The sequence below is a fragment of the Aeromonas lacus genome (assembly GCF_000764665.1).
Taxonomy (GTDB): Bacteria; Pseudomonadota; Gammaproteobacteria; order Enterobacterales; family Aeromonadaceae; genus Aeromonas; species Aeromonas lacus.
This window is the reverse complement of record NZ_JRGM01000138.1, coordinates 1-19,415: the sequence shown is the minus strand read 5'-3', so window position 1 is coordinate 19,415 and position 19,415 is coordinate 1. Positions and strand designations below refer to the sequence as shown.

General features: G+C 59.5%; 19 protein-coding genes. 9 read left to right on the top strand and 10 right to left on the bottom strand.

What is annotated here, in order from left to right; genetic code table 11:
• Position 1 precedes the first annotated feature (1 nt).
• From rsmA to lptD, 4 genes are read right to left on the bottom strand one after another with little or no spacing between them, the layout of a single operon-like run.
• Positions 2-814: a 16S rRNA (adenine(1518)-N(6)/adenine(1519)-N(6))-dimethyltransferase RsmA gene (gene rsmA, locus LG31_RS0112935; RefSeq protein ID WP_033114882.1), complete on the bottom strand. Its 813-nt coding sequence runs from the start codon at positions 812-814 to the stop codon at positions 2-4.
• A complete protein-coding gene (gene pdxA, locus LG31_RS0112930) occupies positions 804-1,799 on the bottom strand; it encodes a 4-hydroxythreonine-4-phosphate dehydrogenase PdxA (protein WP_033114881.1) in 996 nt (331 codons plus the stop codon). The genes rsmA and pdxA overlap by 11 nt, the downstream gene beginning before the upstream one ends.
• On the bottom strand, positions 1,799-3,097 hold the full coding sequence (gene surA / locus LG31_RS0112925) for a peptidylprolyl isomerase SurA (RefSeq protein ID WP_033114956.1): 1,299 nt from the start codon (positions 3,095-3,097) through the stop codon (positions 1,799-1,801). Before surA ends, pdxA begins: the two co-directional genes overlap by 1 nt.
• Before the next feature lie 26 nt (positions 3,098-3,123).
• Positions 3,124-5,580 (bottom strand): LPS assembly protein LptD, encoded by a 2,457-nt coding sequence (gene lptD / locus LG31_RS0112920; protein ID WP_033114880.1) that lies wholly within the window; start codon positions 5,578-5,580, stop codon positions 3,124-3,126.
• Positions 5,581-5,754: 174 nt separating this feature from the next.
• Here lptD and LG31_RS0112915 point away from each other — a divergent pair, with 174 nt between their 5' ends.
• The 3 genes from LG31_RS0112915 to djlA are packed head-to-tail and all read left to right on the top strand — an operon-like array spanning position 5,755 to position 8,283.
• Positions 5,755-6,765 carry an aminoglycoside phosphotransferase family protein gene (locus LG31_RS0112915; protein ID WP_033114879.1) on the top strand — a complete coding sequence of 337 codons (1,011 nt, stop codon included), beginning with the start codon at positions 5,755-5,757 and terminating at the stop codon, positions 6,763-6,765.
• Positions 6,762-7,430 (top strand): N-acetylmuramate alpha-1-phosphate uridylyltransferase MurU, encoded by a 669-nt coding sequence (murU, locus tag LG31_RS0112910; protein ID WP_033114878.1) that lies wholly within the window; start codon positions 6,762-6,764, stop codon positions 7,428-7,430. The genes LG31_RS0112915 and murU overlap by 4 nt, the downstream gene beginning before the upstream one ends.
• A 19-nt stretch (positions 7,431-7,449) precedes the next feature.
• Positions 7,450-8,283, top strand: coding sequence for a co-chaperone DjlA (gene djlA / locus LG31_RS0112905; protein ID WP_033114877.1), 834 nt, complete (start codon positions 7,450-7,452; stop codon positions 8,281-8,283).
• Between the two features lie 81 nt (positions 8,284-8,364).
• Here the strand turns inward: djlA and LG31_RS0112900 are convergent, their stop codons facing one another.
• Positions 8,365-9,816: an aminoacyl-histidine dipeptidase gene (locus LG31_RS0112900; RefSeq protein WP_033114876.1), complete on the bottom strand. Its 1,452-nt coding sequence runs from the start codon at positions 9,814-9,816 to the stop codon at positions 8,365-8,367.
• A gap of 966 nt (positions 9,817-10,782) precedes the next feature.
• Here LG31_RS0112900 and gpt point away from each other — a divergent pair.
• The 5 genes from gpt to LG31_RS0112875 all read left to right on the top strand — a co-directional run bounded on the left by gpt (position 10,783) and on the right by LG31_RS0112875 (position 15,655).
• Positions 10,783-11,250, top strand: a complete 468-nt coding sequence (gene gpt / locus LG31_RS0112895) for a xanthine phosphoribosyltransferase (RefSeq protein WP_033114875.1) — start codon at positions 10,783-10,785, stop codon at positions 11,248-11,250.
• A gap of 120 nt (positions 11,251-11,370) precedes the next feature.
• Positions 11,371-12,639, top strand: coding sequence for an esterase FrsA (gene frsA / locus LG31_RS0112890; protein ID WP_033114955.1), 1,269 nt, complete (start codon positions 11,371-11,373; stop codon positions 12,637-12,639).
• Positions 12,640-12,701: 62 nt separating this feature from the next.
• Positions 12,702-13,094 (top strand): sigma factor-binding protein Crl, encoded by a 393-nt coding sequence (crl, locus tag LG31_RS0112885; RefSeq protein WP_033114874.1) that lies wholly within the window; start codon positions 12,702-12,704, stop codon positions 13,092-13,094.
• Positions 13,095-13,263: 169 nt separating this feature from the next.
• Positions 13,264-14,367 (top strand): glutamate 5-kinase, encoded by a 1,104-nt coding sequence (proB, locus tag LG31_RS0112880; RefSeq protein WP_033114873.1) that lies wholly within the window; start codon positions 13,264-13,266, stop codon positions 14,365-14,367.
• Positions 14,368-14,401: 34 nt separating this feature from the next.
• A complete protein-coding gene (locus LG31_RS0112875; RefSeq protein WP_033114872.1) occupies positions 14,402-15,655 on the top strand; it encodes a glutamate-5-semialdehyde dehydrogenase in 1,254 nt (417 codons plus the stop codon).
• Positions 15,656-15,740: 85 nt separating this feature from the next.
• On the opposite strand, the gene LG31_RS0112870 is transcribed toward LG31_RS0112875, so the two are convergent.
• Genes LG31_RS0112870 through rsgA form a run of 5 tightly spaced genes read right to left on the bottom strand, consistent with a single transcriptional unit; the run spans position 15,741 to position 18,584 of the window.
• Positions 15,741-16,130, bottom strand: coding sequence for a hypothetical protein (locus LG31_RS0112870; protein ID WP_033114871.1), 390 nt, complete (start codon positions 16,128-16,130; stop codon positions 15,741-15,743).
• A gap of 2 nt (positions 16,131-16,132) precedes the next feature.
• On the bottom strand, positions 16,133-16,396 hold the full coding sequence (locus LG31_RS0112865) for a DUF2960 domain-containing protein (RefSeq protein ID WP_033114870.1): 264 nt from the start codon (positions 16,394-16,396) through the stop codon (positions 16,133-16,135).
• Between the two features lie 4 nt (positions 16,397-16,400).
• On the bottom strand, positions 16,401-16,652 hold the full coding sequence (locus LG31_RS0112860) for a VF530 family protein (protein ID WP_005341005.1): 252 nt from the start codon (positions 16,650-16,652) through the stop codon (positions 16,401-16,403).
• On the bottom strand, positions 16,649-17,521 hold the full coding sequence (gene asd / locus LG31_RS0112855) for an archaetidylserine decarboxylase (RefSeq protein ID WP_026034874.1): 873 nt from the start codon (positions 17,519-17,521) through the stop codon (positions 16,649-16,651). The genes LG31_RS0112860 and asd overlap by 4 nt, the downstream gene beginning before the upstream one ends.
• A gap of 28 nt (positions 17,522-17,549) precedes the next feature.
• Complete coding sequence (gene rsgA / locus LG31_RS0112850; RefSeq protein WP_033114954.1) at positions 17,550-18,584, bottom strand: small ribosomal subunit biogenesis GTPase RsgA; 1,035 nt, start codon at positions 18,582-18,584, stop codon at positions 17,550-17,552.
• A 91-nt stretch (positions 18,585-18,675) separates the two neighbouring features.
• On the opposite strand from rsgA, the gene orn reads away from it, so the two are divergent.
• Complete coding sequence (orn, locus tag LG31_RS0112845; protein ID WP_033114869.1) at positions 18,676-19,221, top strand: oligoribonuclease; 546 nt, start codon at positions 18,676-18,678, stop codon at positions 19,219-19,221.
• The last annotated feature ends 194 nt before the right edge of the window (positions 19,222-19,415 follow it).

The following is a 19,415-nucleotide window of genomic DNA, read 5'->3' as shown; positions in this document are numbered from 1 at the left end:
ATCAGGCCTTTGGCTGATCCGCCAGCCAGTTGGCGATCATGACAAACTGCTCGAGGGATAGGTTCTCCGGGCGCAGATTGCCATCGATACCAAGCTCGGTCAGCTGGGCGTCGGTGATGAAGTTGGAGAAGCTGTTGCGAATGGTCTTGCGACGCTGGCCGAAGCCCTCGGTGCAGACGCGATTCAGGCAACGGATATCCTTGGCGACTATGGTCGGGTTCTTGTGCGGAACCAGACGAACTACGGCAGAGTCCACCTTCGGCGCCGGCTTGAAGGCGCCCGGGCCCACTTCCAGTACCGGGATCACCTGGCAGTAGTACTGGGTCATCACGCTCAGACGGCCATAAGCTTTGCTGCCGGGGCCTGCGGCCAGACGCAGAACCACTTCCTTTTGCAACATGAAGTGCATGTCTTCGACCCGATCGGCGAACTCGCACAGGTGGAAGATGAGCGGGGTGGAGATGTTGTAGGGCAGGTTGCCGAAGATGCGCAGCGGCCCCTTGCCTTCACCCATCAGGGTGCTGAAGTCGAAGCGCATGGCATCGGCTTCGATGACGGTGAGCTTGTCCTTCAGGGTCGGGTGCTCGCGCAGGCGAGCCGCCAGATCCCGGTCCAGCTCGACCACGGTCATCTTGTCCATCTGGGCGGCAACCGGCTCGGTCAGCGCGGCCAGGCCCGGGCCGATCTCCACCAGGTTTTGGCCCGGTTGCGGATTGATGGCGGCCACGATCTGGTCGATCACGTAGCGATCGTGCAAGAAGTTCTGACCGAAACGCTTACGGGCCGTGTGGCCCATGTGCACCTTACTGCTCATATCTTTTTTTCTCTACCATCTTGATGGCGTGGTTAATCGCGGTGACAAGGCTGCCCGAATCGGCCAGGCCCTTGCCTGCCAGATCCAGAGCGGTGCCGTGATCCACCGAAGTGCGGATGAAGGGAAGCCCCAGAGTGATATTGACCGAACTGCCAAAGCCCTTGTATTTGAGCACGGGCAGTCCCTGGTCGTGGTACATGGCGAGTACCGCATCCGCATCCTTGAGGTATTTCTCCTGGAACAGGGTGTCGGCCGGCAACGGGCCGACCAGATCGATCCCCTCCTGGCGCAGCGTGGCCAGAGCGGGTTCGATCACGTCAATCTCTTCACGTCCCAGATGGCCGCCTTCCCCGGCATGGGGATTGAGGCCGCAGACGTAAATGCGGGGTTTGGCGATGCCAAACTTGGTGGCGAGATCCTCGTTAAGGATCCGGATCACCTTGCCGAGGCGATCTTCCGTGATAGCCATCGCCACATAGGCAAGGGGGATATGGGTGGTCGCCAGCGCAACCCGCAGTCCCTCGGTTGCCAGCATCATCACCACATCGGCGGTGCCCGACTGCTGGGCGAAGAACTCGGTATGACCGCTAAACGAGACACCGGCCTGATTGATGATCCCCTTGTGTACCGGCCCGGTCACCACGGCGGCAAATTCGCCGCTCATGTTGCCATCGCAGGCGCGCTGCAGGGTCGCCAGCACATAGGCGCCGTTGCCTTCGTTCAGCTCGCCCGGTACCACAGAGGTACCGAGAGAGACAGGGCATACCGTCAGGGTGCCGGCTCGCTGCGGTTGAGCAGGTTGACTGGCATCATAGGGCTCAAGCTTGATGGGCAGCCCCAACAGGGCCGCCCGCTCGCGCAGCAGCACCGGATCGGCGATCACCACCAACTGGTGCGGCCAATCCTGCTGGGCAATCTGCAGCACTAGATCAGGCCCAATCCCGGCCGGTTCGCCCGGGGTGACGGCAAGACGACGGCAGTTCATCAGCTACCGGCGCCTTCGATACGGATGTAGGCCTCGTCACGCAGCTCGTCCAGCCACGCCTGGGACTCTTCCACGAAGCGACGGTTGTAAATGAGCTGGTAGGCACGCTGCTCCTGCGCCTTGTCTGTGGCGTCCTGGCTACGGCGATCTTCCACCTGCACGATGTGCCAGCCATGGCTGGTACGGAACGGGGCACTGATTTGGCCCGGCTGCAGGCGGTTGACCATGTCGCGGAACTCGGGCACATAGACGTTGGGATCAGACCAGCCCAGTTCGCCGCCCTGTACTGCAGAGCCCGGATCTTCGGAGTACTTCTCTGCCATGCTGGCGAAGCTGGCCTTGCCGCTCTTGATGTCGTGCAGGATGCCGTCCAGCATCCCCTTGGCCTTCTCTTCACTCAGGATGATGGAGGGCTTGATCAGGATATGGCGAGCCTTCACCTCGGTCAGCATCACCTGCTGCTGGCCCTTGGTATCGAACACCTTGATGATGTGCAGACCGGCGCCGGAGCGCAGCGGGCCGACGATGTCGCCTTTCTTGGCACCCTGTACCGCTTCCGCCATCAGGGTCGGCATCTCTTGCGGGCTCATCCAGCCCCAGTCACCACCTTCCAGCGCCTTGGGGCCGTTACTTTCGGCAATGGCCAGTTTGCGGAAGTCGGCACCCTGCTTGAGGGCAGTCAGGATACGCTCGATCTTGCTCTTTGCGGCATCCAGCTGGGCCGCGGTGGGGTTATCCGGCAGAGAGATCTGGATATGGCCGACGTGGTATTCGTTCTGCTGCTGACCCTGCTTTTTCAGGATCTCGACCACCTGCTTCACCTCCTGATCGGAGATGTTGATGCGACGGCGTACCTGGTTGCGACGCACCTCGTTCATCAGGATCTCGCGGCGCACCTCTTCCCGATACTGGGAATAGCTCATCCCTTCACGGGCCAGCTGGGCACGCAGCTGATCCAGGGTCATCTTGTTGTCGGCGGCGATCCCCTGGATAGCTTGCTCCAGCTGGGTATCGCTGATCTTGAGGCCCTGGCGATCGGCCAGTTGCAGCTGCAAGCTCTCCTGGATCAGGCGATCCAGTGCCTGTTTGCGCAGGGTGGCATCGTCCGGCAGGGACTGACCGCTCTCCTGGGCGGAGAGTTTTACCTTGTTGACCAGTGCGTCCTGTTGACTGGCAAGTACCACGTCCTTGTTGACCACGGCCAGCACCTTGTCCATCAGCTCGGGGGCCGCCAGTGCGGCCTGGCTCATGGCGCCAAACATACCCGCGGTCAGCAGGGCAATCAGGGTCTTTTTCATATCCATCTCTCAAGGCTGGACCAGCATCATTGCTGGTCTTTCAGATTAAACGGGCGAACATAGGGCAACAGCTCGGTATCCAGTGTGACGCTGCGGCCACCGGTACCCACACTGCCAAGTCCCTTCATCTCGAATTGAAGACCGATCGATTTCTCGGAAATGGGCTTCAGAGTGATGTTGTCTGGCTGGTTGTGCCACTCCAGACTCAAGTTGATGCTCCAGCAGCAGGAGTCATATTTGACTCCTATTTTGCGATCAATATTGACGTTTTGCCGGATGTCACGGTAGTAGCCACCATACATCTGCCACTGATCGGCGATCGGCGCCATCATCACCAAACCTGCCTGGCTCAAGTCTTCTGCCACAGCACTGTTGTAGTAACTTTTATTGCCATCCTTGATAAAGCGGTAGTTGACCTGGCTGATGAACTTCTCGTTACGATACTCAACAGCTCCGTTTGCCGCACTGAACTGACTTTTTTCTGTGTCGTATTGAGTGCCTGCGTGAGCAAACCACTGCTCCGTGACCCGGGCATCCCCCTCAAAAGAGAGCAGGGAGCGAGAGTTGGTACTCTCGGGATCCGAAGGATAGAGGCGAACCTTGGGTGGCGTCATCTCGAACGCCTGGGCTACAGCCAAACGCAGCCGCTCGTCACCTACGTTGTCATAGATCCGGCTGGTGAGACCGGCAGTGACGCGGTTGGCGTCGCTGATGCGGTCGAGACCGGCATAACGACGATCGCTGAACAGGCTGTAGTAATCCTGACGGGTGGTGGTGGAGTCGTAGATCCCGATATCGTCCTGATCCCGATAGGGGACATAGAGATACTGGAACTCCGGCTCCAGCGTCTGGGTACCCTTGCCATCATACCAGTCAACCGGGCGATCGAAGTTGAGCCCACCCTTGAGGCGGAAGGAGGGGAGGGTACGGTTGACAGTGCCATCCTTAAGGGTGAGCTGGCCAGTGCTGGAGTCGGTAAAACGCGAGCGATCCGTGTAGACCAGATCCTTGGGTACCTCCTGGTTGTAGGAGGTAAACATCAGCTTGTACTGGCTGGTGAGGTAGTAGCCAGGGGCATCGATGAGAGGCACGGTCAGGGTCGGAGCCAGGTGCAGACGGGTGGTGGTGTAACGCTCACCGGCCTGCTGGGCACTGGCGCTGCCGCTGTCATAACCAAATTTGGTCAGTTCGCTGTTCCAGGCCAGATCGAACCACTTGCCCTGCTGGTAGTAGTTGTAGTCGATACGCGGCAGCATCTCGTGGGGCAGCAGCGCGTAGGGGCTCAGGATCTGATAGCGGCGCACTTCTGAGGTGAGGTTCCAGTTCTGCTGGTAATAACCGGCAGTAAAGGATTGCTGCAACTGGCTGTCGACCTGGGTGCCCACCGGCGGGCTGAAGTCGTTGAAGTAGTTGTAATCCTTGTCGCGCACCTGGGTGTAATCGACACCAAAGCGCAGGGAGCCATCCATCAGGCTGCTGCCGTGACGCACGTTCATCAGATAGCGGTGGCCATCGGACAGGTAAGGTGTGCCGGTCGACGTGTTGATGAAGCTGGGGTTGCCTGCATCGTATTGCTTGTCGTCAGCCAGGTTTTCAAAGTAGAGGATGCCTGCGTGGGCGGGATCCGGCATATAGCGGAACTCCACCTGTTCCATCAGGCCGCGTTTGTCCATAAAGCGGGAGGTGATGGTGGCATCGTAGTTGGGGGCAATGTTCCAGTAAAAGGGCTGGGTAATATCCATGCCGTTGCTGGAACTTTGCGTATAACCGGGGTAGAGCAAGCCCGTCTTCCGCTCATCCTTGATGGGGAAGTTGATATAGGGGAAGTAGAACACCGGGTAGTCGTAGAGCCAGAGGCTGGCGTTCCACGCCTCGCCGAACACCTCTTTCTGGTCGATATCGATGCTGCCCGCTTTGAGGGTCCACACCTCCTGACCCGGGGGGCAGGTGGTGTACTGGGCCCCCTCCATGGTGATGTTCTGGTTGTTGTTGGTCATGGTGACCCGCTTGGCAAAGCCGCGCACCGGTGAACCATGAACCTGATACTTGCCCTCTTCCAGCTCCGAGTTCTTGGTATCCAGGTTGGATTTGAGGGTCTTGTCGCTGGTGACGGTCACCTGACCGTCGTTGTAATAGATGTTGCCGATGGCGATGACATCCCGGCTCTTCTGGTCGAGCTGGGCATAGTCGGAGTCGAACTTGCGAACCCCCTGACGAACCTTGACATCCCCTTCATAGACGGCGGTGCCGCCTTGCTTGGCTTCGAGGCGGTCAGCATCCACCTCGACCGGTAGTGCATTGGCCTCCTCGGCAGAGGCTGGCTTTTCGACCTTGGGGACATAGTCGTAACAGAGGCTGTCGAGGATCCCTGTGGCTGGCGGCGTCTCAAAAGGGGCAGCCTGAACCATCATGGATGTCAGGGCCGGTGCCAGGCTGATAGTCAGGGCGATGGGATAACGGTATCCCAGTGTCCATTTTGTCATGTGAAAGACTCGTGCAATCCGTGATAGATACGGTTGATCCAAGGCATGCATTTTACGACAGGTTTCATCGAGTTGACATTGCATGTCATTGCTTTATGTTAGCCGGCAATGATAAAGCATTATTGCGGCCAGGGCTAACAGCCAAGTGCTGCTTTCCACCTTGGTCCCCTACTTATGCACGATCGCGATTCCCTGCTATTGCAGTGGGCACGCCAGATTTCAGGCGATGCCACCCTTCAGTTGACCCTTATTTCCGGTGATGCCAGTTTCCGCCGCTACTACCGTGGCGCCGGGCTGATATGGGTAGATGCCAATCCGAAAACCGAAAAAAATCATGAATTTGTTCGCAATGCCGCCGCCTTGCATGCGCGTCAGTTGCTGGCGCCAGAGGTCAAGGCCGTTGATTATGAACAGGGTTTGCTGGCGGTCAGTGACCTGGGCGATACCCAGCTGATCAGCTGCCTGAACGAGCACAACGTGCTGGCCTGGTATGGCAAGGCGATCGATCTGTTGCCGACACTGGGGTCGGTGGATCTGGCGCTTGAACCCTTCGATACCGCCTTTATGGCGAGGGAGAACAGCATTTTCCCCGAATGGTTGCTGGGTCACCATCTAAAGCTGACCCTGAGCGATGAAGAGCAGGTGTTGCTGGACGAGACCTTTGCCTGTCTCACCGCCTGCAATCTGGCTCAGCCACAAGGGGTGATGCACCGTGACTTCCACAGTCGCAACCTGATGGTGTGCGGCGGAGACACTCCTGATAGCAGCGAACTCGCCATCATCGATTTTCAGGATATGGTCATCGGGCCGCTCACCTATGACCTCGTTTCCCTGCTGAAAGATTGCTATGTACGCTGGCCGGACGCGGTGATCGAGCAGGGGATGCAGCACGGCTTTGCTACCCTGCAGCAGGCTGGACTGCTTGGCGAGCGCGATTACGCCAGTTTCCGCCGCGATGCCGACCTGACCGGTATGCAGCGTCATCTGAAAGCGGCGGGGCTTTTCACCCGCCTCTATCATCGCGACGGCAAATCCGGCTATCTCAAGGATATTCCCCGTACCCTCGGCTACGTGGTGGATGTCTGTCGCAACCACGGTAGCGCTTATCCGGTATTGGCCCGTTTTGGCCAGTGGCTCGAGCAGGTGGTGTTGCCGGGGATTGCCAACGCCGGGGTAAAACCATGAAGGCGATGATCCTGGCCGCTGGCCGTGGCGAGCGGATGCGCCCGCTGACTGACCTGCTGCCCAAGCCGTTGTTGGCTGTCGGGGGCAAGCCACTCATCGTCCACCATATCGAAAAGCTCAAAGCAGCCGGAGTCACCGAGCTGGTGATTAACCACGCCTGGCTTGGCCACAAGCTGGTCGAGACCCTGGGTGATGGCAGTGCGCTTGGCGTGACCATTCACTGGTCAGCCGAGGAGAGCGCGCTGGAGACGGCCGGCGGTATCATCCAGGCGCTGCCACTGTTGGGGGATGAGCCATTTCTGGTGATCAACGGCGATACCTGGCTCGATCTCGACTATCGCTCTCTGGTTGGCCAGTCCTTGGGTGAGAATCAGGCCCACCTCTGGTTGGCACCCAATCCGCCCCAGCATCCGGCCGGGGACTTTGCCCTGCAGGCTGGCAAGGTCGTAGACACCCCCGCCTTTACTTTCAGCGGCGTCGGCCTCTATCAGCCCACAGCTTTTGCCGGTCTGCCTGCGGGTGCCCGCAAGCTGGCTCCCCTGTTGCGGGAGTGGATGGCACAAGGTCTGGTAGGTGGCAGTCTGCTGGCTGGCGAGTGGCGCGATATCGGCACTGTCGACCGTCTGCGCGAGCTGGACGAACAGCTTCAGCACCGCGCTCAATAACATCAAGAGGTCTTGAACCATGCGTATTTGGGGTAAGGTGCTGGGCGCCTTCTTCGGTTTTCTGCTCGGCAACATCATCGGTGCCCTGATTGGCCTCTGGATTGGCCACCGTTTCGATCGCGGCATGGGGCTGCAGGGGGCGTTTCGCCGCACTCCGACTCAGGAGCAACAGGCTGTCTTCTTCCATGCCACCTTCTCGGTGATGGGCCATATCGCCAAGTCGAGCGGCCAGGTGACCGAACAGGAGATCCGGGTCGCCTCCAATCTGATGGATCGGATGCGTCTTTCCGGCGAGCTGCGCAGCCGCGCGCAGGATTCGTTCCGGCATGGCAAGGAGGCCGGTTTCCCGCTGCGCGAGACCCTGGCCGAGTTTCGTCGTGCCAGCCAGGGCCAGCGCGATATCCTGCGCTTCTTTCTGGAAGTACAGCTGCAGGCCGCCTTTGCCGATGGTCGGGTAGAGGATGGTGAACGCGCCATCCTGCACACCATTGCCGATGAACTGGGCTTCAGCCGCATCGAGCTGGCCCGCATTCTGGCTATGGCCGAGGCGCAGATGAACTTCTTCAATCAGGCCCATGGCCAGTATCAGGGGAGCGGTGCGGATGGCCAGCAGTATCGGCAGGCTCCTCCCTCGGCGGATCGCCTCAAGAATGCCTACCAGCTGCTGGGGGTGAGCGAGAGCGACAGCGATCAGGATATCAAGCGCGCCTATCGCAAGGAGATGAGCAAGCATCACCCGGACAAGCTGGCCGCCAAGGGATTGCCGCCGGAGATGATGGAGATGGCCAAGGAGAAAACCCAGGAAATCCAGCAAGCCTGGGAGTGGATCCGCGAGGCCCGCGGTATCCGTTAAGCGCCAAAGTCAGGCTGGAACAGACAATAAAAAGCCCCGCAGCAGTGCGGGGCTTTGTTTTGCCGTTTGATCCGGGCTGGCTTACTTGGCCGGAATGGCTTCCAGTACGTGAACCAGCAGTTGCCAGAAACGCTCGACTGCCGGGATGTGTACTTTCTCGTCAGGGGAGTGGGCCCCACGGATGGTCGGGCCGAAGGAGACCATGTCCCACTCCGGATAGGCGCTCTTGAACAGACCGCACTCGAGACCTGCGTGGATCACCATGACGTTGGGCATGGTGCCGAACAGAGTCTGGTAGCTGTTGCGCACCAGCGCCATGACGGGGGAGTCCACATTCGGCGCCCAACCTGGGTAGGCACCAGTGAATTCGCAGCTGGCACCCGCCAGCGTGAACAGGGAGCGGGTCATCTGCTCAATGCTCTCGCGACCGGAGTCGATCAGGGAGCGGATCAGGCACTGGACGTACACTTCGCCATCCTGAGTCTTGATGACCCCCAGGTTGGTTGAGGTTTCGGTCACGCCGGGCATGGCATCGCTCATGCGCATCACGCCGTTCGGGCAGGCCATCAGGGCATCCAGCAGGCGCTGCTGCAGGGAGATGCTCATCAGCTTGGCCGGTTTGGCGGCGCTGTTGACCAGCAGAGTCAGGTTCGGCTCGGTGGCGGCCAGCTCGGTCTGGTAGATACCGGTATAGCGGTCAACCAGCGCCTTGAACTCGTTTACGCTGGCAGCGGGTACCAGCAGGGTGGCACGTGCTTCGCGCGGGATGGCGTTGCGCAGGGTGCCGCCGTGGATCTCGGCCAGACGGATACCGAGCGGCTCGGCTGCTTTGAGCAGGCGCACCAGCAGCTTGTTGGCGTTGCCACGGCCGCGGTGGATGTCGCAACCGGAGTGACCGCCACGCAGCCCTTTGACGGCCAGTTCGAATGCTTCACCTTCCGCAGCATCAACCAGCTCGAGCGGGAAGCGGATATTGGCATCGACACCACCGGCGCAGCCCATATAGACCTCGCCATCCTCTTCGGAGTCGGTGTTGAGCAGAATTTCGCCCTCCAGCCAGCCTGCTTCCAGACCGAAGGCGCCGGTCATGCCGGTCTCTTCGTCAGTGGTCAGCAGCACTTCCAGCGGGCCGTGCTTGATGGTCTTGTCAGCCAGCACTGCCAGGCAACCGGCCATGCCAATACCGTTGTCGGCACCCAGGGTGGTGCCACGGGCAGTGACCCATTCGCCATCGACGTAGGCATCGATGGGGTCGTTGGCGAAGTCGTGTTTGGTGTCGGCGTTGGCCTGCGGCACCATGTCGATGTGGGCCTGCAGCACCACGGCCTTGCGGTTTTCCATCCCCGGGGTTGCCGGTTTTTTGATGATGATGTTGCCGACGTTATCCTGTTTGACCGCCAGACCTTCCCCTTGCGCCCATTGGACGATCCAGGCACTCAGCTTGGCTTCATGCTTGGAAGGGTGGGGGATGGAGCAGATCTGTTCGAAGAAATGCCAAATCAGTTGGGGGGACAAGGAACTTAGTTGTGCCACGTCAGGACTCCTTACCAGCACGGAATGAGAGAGGCCCCGTCAGTGGGCCTGGAAAGTGGATAACGATAATACAGTCAATCGCAGAAAAATGTGAGCGGTTAGCGCAAATCGCAGGGCGGTTGTGCTGCCGGTGGCTACCGGGGCAGTGCAATTGTCAGGCTCGGGTGACACTGTTTGGCAGAAACGAAATTTATGTGACGAGCTTCACAAAAAGATTGAGTTTACGGTGCCAGCTGGTAAATTAGCTCCCGTGGTTCGCCACCCGTCAGGATGACGATGAAAGCCTCCAGGGAACCGAAGCAAAGCAAGTGCGCCTCCATGGAACCGAGTGTTCGTTCAAGGATTTGAGCCCGCATAAAGGTACGTAACTTGTTAAGCAATCAGGAGATTCAAGATGCCAGGCAGCAACTCTACCTATTGGTTCGCCCCATCTCTCTATACCCAGGGTTTCAGCTACCCTAATCCCTTCGTCAGCCGTCGCTAAGGCGAGCTTGTCCTGAGGGGCAAGTCACCCGATTGGGTGCAGACGACAAAGCAGCAGGTGCGCGAGGTAAATCCTCCCCCTGCTATTTTTTTATCTGTCGTTTGCCAATGAGTGCCAATCGTTGCTGATGAGAGGGGGGCAACATTTGCCGTTCGGCTCTCTGGTTGGGTCATTTGGAGATGAAGAGGCCAATTTTTCCTGAATTTGGCATACGTTTGCCAGGCATTTTCTCTGCAAAGGGTGCTATCATATCGGCCCAACAGCCTGTCCGCGGTTTTGGCACTCTTATCGACCCAAGCGCCGGATATGTCCACCTTGCTTCCACTGCTATCAGATTTGCTGCCGAGGTCATCCCTCAGGCGGAACAAGTGCAATCTGAATTCAGCCGGACAAGAGCCGCCATTTATTGGCATTCGAGAGGATACTTTCGGATGCCATTATTTTAAGTGATTGTTTTTGTACAACTATTCGAGATCGATAATATGCCGAAAAAGTTTTATGTGTCGTGGGACAACCTGCAACGTGAAGCTCGCCGTCTGGCTCGTCGTCAACTGCCTGCCAACCAGTGGAAAGGGATCATCGCGGTCAGCCGCGGTGGTCTGGTACCCGCAGCCCTGATGGCCCGTGAACTCGGCATCCGCAACGTAGAGACCCTCTGCATCTCCAGCTATGACCATGACAACCAGCGTGAGCTGGTGGTTGTGAAGGGCGCGACCACTGCCGGTGACGGCGAAGGCTGGCTGGTAGTGGAAGATCTGGTGGACACCGGCACAACCGCCAAGGCCATCCGCGATCTCTACCCGAAAGCCAAGTTCATCGCCATCTTTGCCAAACCGATGGGTGAGCCGCTGCTGGATGATTTCGAAGTTGCTATCCCGCAGGACACCTGGATCGAGCAACCGTGGGATATGGCGCTGGAGTTTGTCACGCCAATCTGCGACGAAGAGTAATGGTTTCACAGGGCTCCTTGAAGGAGCCCTGTTTTTTTGTGTATCAATCTGTTGCGGGGTGGCTGACGGGCAGTAAAAGTGGTTAAGATGAACCATTGCCTGATTGAAAGAGACATTATCTTGGACTTGAACGACGACCTTAATCTGACCGAAAAACTGTTCACCCGGGTCAAGAAGGTATTGGAAACTTCCGAGATCTCCAACTCCAGCCCGGCCGAACTGGCCGAGGCCGAGTCAGACGAGATGTTTATTGACGGCTCCATGTCAAAGAGCTGGTATCGCCTGCTGCGCCGCCCATCCTGGGCCTGGCAGGGGGCTGATCCGGTCGAGGTGGAGCAGACCTTGGCCCGCATCGCCATGGCGACCGGCGAGCGCACCCACGACTGCTATCTCGATACCATCAAGGGCTATGTGCCCGGCAACTGGATCTACGAGTGGAGCCAGGTGGCTGGCACCTATTTCAAGCAGGGCCGCGAACTTTGCGAGCAGGGCGATAAGGAGGGGGCTCTCAAGCAACTGCTCAAGGCGGTGCGCTACTACTCCATCGCCAGCTATCCCCATCTGAAAGATGACGAACTGGCGGATCAGGCCCAACTGCTCGGCAACATGGCCTATCGCGAAGCGGGCCGGCTGTTCAAGGTGCCGCTCAAAGAGATCCAGGTGCCATTTCGCGGCAAGAATATTCAGGGCTATCTCCACCTGCCGGCTACCGACAAGCCGGTGCCGCTGGCGATCATCAGCGGGGGGATCGACTCCCTGCAGCTCGATTTTCTCAACTTCTACCTCAAACGGCTCGAACCCAACGGCATCGGCATGTTGTCGCTGGATATGCCGGGTATCGGCTATTCCGAGCACTGGCCGCTGGTGCAGGATACCAGCCGTCTCCATCAGGCGGTGCTGCACTACCTCTCCGAGGTGGCCTGGGTCGATCACCAGCGTATCGCCATGGTCGGTTTTCGACTGGCGGGCAATGTGGCGGCGCGACTGGCCTTTATCGAACCGTTCAAGCTCAAAACCGTGGTCTGTGTCGGGGCCGGGGTCAATCAGGTGTTTACCAATCAGGAGCTGTTTGCCCGATGCCCGCGCATGATGCGGGACAGTCTGGCCAACCGGTTGGGGGCCGATGCGGCCCAGTGGGATACCATGCGCACCAAGTGCCAGGTATTTTCACTGAAAACGCAAGGATTGCTCGGGACTCGCACATCGGTGCCGATATTAAGTATCGGACACAAGAGAGATTTCATCTGTCCCGAGCAGGATGTCCGGGCGTTGGCGTCGGCCAGCCGCAATGGCAAGGCCATCGTGTTTGACAAACAGCCCTTGCTAGAGGTCTATGACCAGGCGCTGGATGAGATTGTCGAGTGGTTGAAACGGCACCTGTGTGCCTGATATTGCGCTAAAAATCTGACGCCATCACCAGGTGGCGCGGCTTGTTTAACAGGGAGGTTAACATGTCTGAAAGAGTGACCTACAAGCGGCTGCTGAGGCAGTTTGCTGCCATTGGCCCCTATCTGCGCGAAGATCTCTGTGAAGAGGGGCGTTACCGCTTCGACTGTTTGTCTGTCTGCGTCAGCGCCAAACCGGCGCCGGACAAGCGGGAGTTCTGGGGTTGGTGGCTGGTGCTGGAGCAGGATGATCACCAGTTCCGCTATCACTATCAGTTCGGTTTTTACAATGCCGATGGCGAATGGCTCGACAAGCCGATCCCCAAAAAGCATCAGGCGGAGGTGGAACGCACCCTCAACCGCTTCTACAAGCTCATCAGTGACAAGTTGGCCGCGCTTGAGTGTCACTTGTCTCCTGCCGAGCAGGTCACCAACGAGCTGACCGTAACGGCAGCCTGATCCCCTGAAGCCCTGCGAGTTGCATCTGTCACTCGCAGGGCTTCAGTTCTCTCTCCTCCTCTCTCTCCTCCCGTTTTTTCTCCTCTTCCACCGCACCATGAATTGCCTTGCAGGGCTCCATGGCCGTGGGTATAAAGATATTCCTTACTTTTTTAGCCTTTATGCTCCCATGGAAAACAGAACCATAGTCGTCAAGTTGGGCACCAGCGTGCTCACAGGGGGGTCTTCCCAGCTCAATCGTGCCCATATGGTCGAGCTGGTCAGACAGTGTGCGGCCTTGCACCGCCACGGCCATCGGGTCGTGGTCGTCACCTCGGGGGCTATCGCCGCCGGCCGTGAGCATCTGGGCCACCCGCCACTGGCGCCAACCTTGCCCAACAAGCAGATGCTGGCGGCGGTCGGTCAGACCCAACTCATTCGGGTGTGGCAGGATCTGTTCAACCTCTATGGCTTGCATATCGGCCAGATGCTGCTGACTCGCGCCGATCTGGAAGATCGCGAACGCTATCTCAATGCCCGCGATACCATGCGCACCCTGCTTGATCACCGCATCATTCCGGTCATCAACGAAAACGACGCGGTGGCGACCGCCGAGATCAAGGTAGGTGACAACGACAACCTCTCCGCCCGCGCCGCCATCCTGGCTGATGCCGACCTGCTGATCCTGCTCACCGACCAGAAGGGGCTGTTTACTGCCGATCCGCGCACCAATCCGGATGCCCAGCTCATCGAAGAGGTGCAGACCATCGACGATACCCTGCGCTCGCTGGCGGGTGACAGCGTCAGTGGCCTCGGTACCGGCGGCATGGCCACCAAGCTGCAGGCGGCCGATGTGGCACGTCGCGCCGGCGTCAACGTGGTGATTGCGACCGGCCAGATGCCGGAGGTGATCGGCCGTCTCGCCAAGGGTGAGCGTATCGGTACCCTGTTCCCGGCGCTGGCCTCCCCGCTGGAAGGGCGCAAGAGCTGGATCCTGGCAGGCCCACCCCCTCACGGCGAAGTCCATGTTGATCAGGGGGCTGTCGCCGCCATGAAGGAGAAAGGCTCCAGCCTGTTGCCCAAGGGGATCGTCGCGGTCAAGGGCGACTTTATTCGGGGCGATGTGGTGCGCATTCTTGATCCCAAAGGCGCCGAGCTGGCTCGCGGCATCTGCCGTTACGACCATCTGGAGCTGGATAAGCTGCGCGGCGTCCACTCGGACCAGATTGAACAGGTATTGGGCTATGGCTACGGCTCTGTGGCTATCCATCGAGACGACATGGTGCTGCTCTAATCAGGGCGGCACGGCATGAACAAAGGGAAATGAGATGAGTCTGGAGAAAATGGGGCAGGCGGCCCGTGACGCCGCCTATCAGCTGGCTACCGTCAGCACGGCGCAGAAGAACCGGGCGCTGGCCGCCATCGCCGACGAGCTGGAGGCGCGCAGTGAGCAGATCCTCGCCGCCAATGCGAAAGATATCGCCGCCGGCCGTGAGGCGGGCCTGTCAGAGGCGATGCTGGATCGCTTGCTGCTAAATCCGGCCCGGCTGGCCGGTATCGTGGCGGATGTGCGCAAGGTAATCACGCTGGATGATCCGGTCGGCGCCGAAATGGATAGCCGGGTGCTGGAGAATGGCCTGCGCCTCTCCCGTCGTCGGGTGCCCATCGGGGTTATCGGCGTCATCTACGAGGCGCGCCCCAACGTCACCATCGATATCGCCAGCCTCTGCCTCAAGACCGGCAACGCCAGCATACTGCGCGGCGGGCGCGAGACCTTCCACTCCAATCTGGAGCTGGTGCGGGTGATCCAGCATGCCTTGGCGGCCTCCGGCCTGCCCGAGGCAGCGGTGCAGTACATTGACAACCCGGATCGGGCGCTGGTGGCCGAGCTGCTGCGCCTCGACCGCTATGTGGACATGATCATCCCCCGTGGCGGTGCCGGCCTGCACAAGATGTGCAAGGAGAACAGCTCCATTCCGGTCATCATCGGCGGTTTCGGCATCAGCCACATCTTCGTCGACGAGAGCGCTGATCTGGTGCGCTCTCTGGCGGTTATCGACAACGCCAAGGTGCAGCGCCCCTCCGCCTGCAACGCCCTCGATACCCTGCTGGTGCACGAGAAAGTCGCTTCGACTTTCCTGCCGCAGCTGGTCGCTCTGATGAACGAGCGCAAGGTGACGCTGGTGGCCGCGGCCAACGCCATGACGCTGCTGGCGGGCGCCGACAACCTGTGCGAGGCGGGGCCGGAGGATTTCGATACCGAGTGGCTGGGGCTGACTCTGGGGGTCAAGCTGGTAGCGGATGTGAACGAGGCACTGGCCCATATGCGCGAGCACAACGCCGGTCACTCCGATGCCATCCTGACCAACGATCTGGCCAACGCCGAGCGTTTCGTCAACGGGGCCGGTTCGGCGGCTGTCTATGTCAACGCCTCGACCCGCTTCACCGATGGCGGCCAGTTTGGGCTGGGGGCCGAGGTGGCGGTGTCGACCCAGATGCTGCATGCTCGTGGCCCCATGGGGCTGACCGAGCTTACCAGCTACAAGTGGGTGGGGCAGGCCGATTACCTCAGTCGCGCCTGATAACAGTCTGTTTCACATACAAAAATGCCGACCCTTGGGTCGGCATTTTATTTGGCGGATATCGGGAAGATATCAGGCGCTCGGGTTACTCCCCCTGATAGAGCACCTTGTCACCGGATTTGAGCACATAGCCCTTCCAGGGGAAGAGGGTGTAACCGCTGCCCTGCCACGACCAGTTGCCTTCCATGCCCTGACGGGCAAGCTGATGCTGCTCGCCGGTGGGCAGGGTCAGCTCGGCCTTGCTCTGATCGGTGTTGAACAGCACGAACGCGCTGCTGGTCTGGCTGGCATCGGTCGGATTGAGCCGGATGCCCTGCTCGAACAGACGCACGCATTTGCTGGTCAGCGCTGACCACTGATAGCCCGCACTGCCGATGCAGCCGTGGCTGTCGCGATCGCTGCCAACCAGATGTTGTTCCGGTGTACTGCATGCCGCCAGCAGCAGAGAGGCGGCCATCAGAGTCAAGGTTCGCATGGTTACTTCTGATCCTCTTCGAGGTTGTCCCGTTCGATGACGATGTTGGAGAACCCCAGCTCCTTGAAGTAGTTCTCCCGGTAATCCTTCACGCTCTTCTTGTCGCGCCGGCACACCTGAGCCAGCTGAGCCTCCATGGCGTGGAAGCTGGCGAGATCGATCCCTTCGGCAGCGGCAACCGCATCATAGATGCTGTTGAACTTGTCGTTGGCATAGCCGATCGTTTTGGCCTGCTTCTTGTAGGTGTAGGTAATCTTGAACGCCATGGCGTTATTCCTTTGATTTGGCTTGCTTGCGCTGAACGTAGAGGTAGAGGCTCTCTACCTTCTCCCGGGCCCATGGGGTCTTGCGCAAGAACTTCAGGCTGGATTTGACGCTGGGCTCATGGGTGAAGCAGCGGATATTGATCTGCTGCCCCAGCTCTTCCCAGCCGTAGTGTTCGACCAGCGCGGTGACGATGGCTTCCAGCGTCAGCCCGTGCAGCGGGTTGTTCTTCTGCGAGGCGTTCGGTTGCTCGCTCATGCCTGCTCCGCCAGCTTGGCAAAGGGCTGACCCATGCGGGTGGTGACCCCGTTGGCCAAGTGAGGTTCGAAACCGGCCAGCATGCCCGGGCCAAACAGGCAGACGACAGTACTGCCCAGTTTGAACAGCCCCATCTCGGCACCTTTTTGCAGGGTAATGGCCTCGTCGCCGGTGTAATCCCAGCGCACCACCTTCTTCTCTTTGGTCGGCGCAATGTTGCCGGCCCAGATGGTCTCGATGCTGGCCACGATGGTCGCACCGACCAGCACCAGCGCCATGGGGCCGTGCGGAGTGCGGAAGGTGGCGACCACCCGCTCGTTGCGGGCAAACAGGTTCGGCACGTTCTCGGCGGTGAGCGGGTTGACGGAGAAGAGATCCCCCGGCACGAACACCATGCTCTCCAGCACGCCGTCCAGCGGCATGTGAATGCGGTGGTAATCCTTGGGTGCCAGATAGATGGTGGCAAAGTCGCCATCCTTGAATGGCGCCACCAGATCCTCATAGCCGCCCAGCAGCTCGCGGGCGCTGTAGTCGTGGCCCTTGGCCTGAATGATGCGACCCTGCTGGATGGGGCCGAGCTGGCTGACGGTGCCATCCACCGGCAGGGCCAGAGTCATGGCATCTTCTACCACGGGGCGGATACCGGGCTTGAGCTCGCGGGTGAAGAACTCGTTGAAGCTCTTGTAGTGGGCTGGACTCTCGTGCAGCGCCTCGCTCATGTCGACCTGGTACTGCTTGATAAAGGCCTCGATCACTTTGGTGGTGATGTTGCCCGCTTCGGCGGCGGCAAACTTGCCGATCAGACGGGAGAGGGCGTGCTTGGGCAGACAGTATTGACCGGCAATTTTCAGGTTGTCAGTAATGCTCATGTTCATCATCAACGTAGGTTAAACAGGGTCACAGGCGCGCCTGTTGGCGACCGTGACGGGCTTCCTGCATGGTTTCCAGGATGCGGTGATAGTTGTGGAAGCGATCGGCGCTGATGGCGCCCGCTTCGACAGCGGCGCGCAGGGCACAGCCGGGATCGTCCTTGTGGGTACAGTCGCGGAACTTGCAGCCACCCAGATAGTCGCGAAATTCGACGAAGCACCAGGTGATGCGGTCAGCTTCCAGATGCCAGAGGGCGAACTCGCGGATCCCGGGGGAGTCGATGAGATCGCCACCGCTCGGGAAGTGGTAGAGCCGCGCCGTGGTGGTGGTGTGCTGGCCGAGCCCCGAGTTTTCGGAGATCTCGCCAGTGAGCACATCCAGCCCCGGCATCAGGGCGTTGGTGAGCGAGGATTTGCCCACCCCGGACTGGCCGACGAAGATGCTGATCTTGTCGGTGAGCTTGGCTTTCAGCTCATCGAGCCCTTCACCGCTCTCGCAACTCACCAGCAGCACCTCGTAATTGAGCTTGCGGTAGGTTTCGAGCTGGCTCTCGATGCGCGCTCTGGCGGCATCATCGAGCATATCGACCTTGTTCAGCACGATGAGGGGGCGGATCTCCACATCCTCGGCAGCCACCAGATAGCGATCGACGATGTTGGTGGAGAACTCGGGCATCACCGCCGAGACGATGATGATCTGGTCGATGTTGGCAGCGATGGGTTTGACCCCGTCGTAGAAGTCCGGCCGGGTCAGTACCGAGTGGCGCGGATGCACCGCCTCGATGACGCCGGCGATGGCGGCATTGAGACCGGGACGCCACACCACCTTGTCGCCGCACACCAGACTGCTGATGCTGCTGCGCCGCAGGTTGCTGCGGTGGATGGTGCCATCGCTCGCTTCCACGTCCGCGTGCTGACCGAAACGGCTGATCACCACCCCTTCGATGGCCGGGCCAAACAGGGTGTCATCCACCTCTGTGGTGTGCTCTTTTTGCAGCCGACGCTCGCGGTTGGCCTGGACGCGTCTTTGTTGACCCAGATTGAGTTTTGCTTTCTTTGCCACTCGATTCGCCAGTTTATGAACAGATCCAAAGCCAGTATGATACATGCAAATTGGCAAAATTCCGCCATTCCTCCCAACAGAGAGAGTAATCATGACAGTCAGCGCGCAGAACCTGGTATGGATCGACATGGAGATGACGGGTCTCGACCCTGAAGAGAACGTGGTACTGGAGATTGCCACCATCGTCACCGACAAGGACCTGAACGTGCTGGCCGAAGGGCCGGTGATCGCCATCCACCAGAGCGAGGAAGAGCTGGCCAAGATGGACGAGTGGAACGTCAACACCCACACCAAGAGCGGTCTGGTGGCCCGGGTCAAGGCGAGCCAGCATGACGAGGCGAAAGCCGTTGCCGAGACCCTCGCGTTCATTCGCCAGTGGGTGCCGGAGCGCACCAGCCCGCTGTGCGGCAACAGCATCGGTCAGGATCGCCGCTTCATGGTCAAGCACATGGCCGAGCTGGAAGCCTTCTTCCACTATCGCAACGTCGACGTCAGCACCATCAAGGAGCTGGTACGTCGCTGGCAGCCGGAACTGCTGGATCAGTTCAAGAAGAGTGGCACCCACCAAGCGCTGGACGACATCCGCGAATCCATCGCCGAGCTGCAGTTCTATCGCGGCCACGTCTTCAAGATCTGATTCCCCGGCAAGGGTTTGTCATGCTCTGGCTGCTAAAATCGACAGTTCGGCCAGCTTTTGAGCGAACGCGCGCAACCAGACAAAAAAGCCCTTGCAATTGGAATGACTGCTCTTATAATTCGGCTCCCGTACAGTAGCGCAAGCAACCAAATGCTGTACGGCCTGTTTTAAGGTAGTTGCGGGAATAGCTCAGT

Bases quoted from the DNA above. Each gene is read 5' to 3' on its own strand.
- rsmA (WP_033114882.1), bottom strand. From the start codon at position 814: ATGAGCAGTAAGGTGCACATGGGCCACACGGCCCGTAAGCGTTTCGGT.
- pdxA (WP_033114881.1), bottom strand. From the start codon at position 1,799: ATGAACTGCCGTCGTCTTGCCGTCACCCCGGGCGAACCGGCCGGGATT.
- surA (WP_033114956.1), bottom strand. From the start codon at position 3,097: ATGAAAAAGACCCTGATTGCCCTGCTGACCGCGGGTATGTTTGGCGCC.
- lptD (WP_033114880.1), bottom strand. From the start codon at position 5,580: ATGACAAAATGGACACTGGGATACCGTTATCCCATCGCCCTGACTATC.
- LG31_RS0112915 (WP_033114879.1), top strand. From the start codon at position 5,755: ATGCACGATCGCGATTCCCTGCTATTGCAGTGGGCACGCCAGATTTCA.
- murU (WP_033114878.1), top strand. From the start codon at position 6,762: ATGAAGGCGATGATCCTGGCCGCTGGCCGTGGCGAGCGGATGCGCCCG.
- djlA (WP_033114877.1), top strand. From the start codon at position 7,450: ATGCGTATTTGGGGTAAGGTGCTGGGCGCCTTCTTCGGTTTTCTGCTC.
- gpt (WP_033114875.1), top strand. From the start codon at position 10,783: ATGCCGAAAAAGTTTTATGTGTCGTGGGACAACCTGCAACGTGAAGCT.
- crl (WP_033114874.1), top strand. From the start codon at position 12,702: ATGTCTGAAAGAGTGACCTACAAGCGGCTGCTGAGGCAGTTTGCTGCC.
- proB (WP_033114873.1), top strand. From the start codon at position 13,264: ATGGAAAACAGAACCATAGTCGTCAAGTTGGGCACCAGCGTGCTCACA.
- LG31_RS0112875 (WP_033114872.1), top strand. From the start codon at position 14,402: ATGAGTCTGGAGAAAATGGGGCAGGCGGCCCGTGACGCCGCCTATCAG.
- LG31_RS0112870 (WP_033114871.1), bottom strand. From the start codon at position 16,130: ATGCGAACCTTGACTCTGATGGCCGCCTCTCTGCTGCTGGCGGCATGC.
- LG31_RS0112865 (WP_033114870.1), bottom strand. From the start codon at position 16,396: ATGGCGTTCAAGATTACCTACACCTACAAGAAGCAGGCCAAAACGATC.
- LG31_RS0112860 (WP_005341005.1), bottom strand. From the start codon at position 16,652: ATGAGCGAGCAACCGAACGCCTCGCAGAAGAACAACCCGCTGCACGGG.
- asd (WP_026034874.1), bottom strand. From the start codon at position 17,521: ATGAGCATTACTGACAACCTGAAAATTGCCGGTCAATACTGTCTGCCC.
- orn (WP_033114869.1), top strand. From the start codon at position 18,676: ATGACAGTCAGCGCGCAGAACCTGGTATGGATCGACATGGAGATGACG.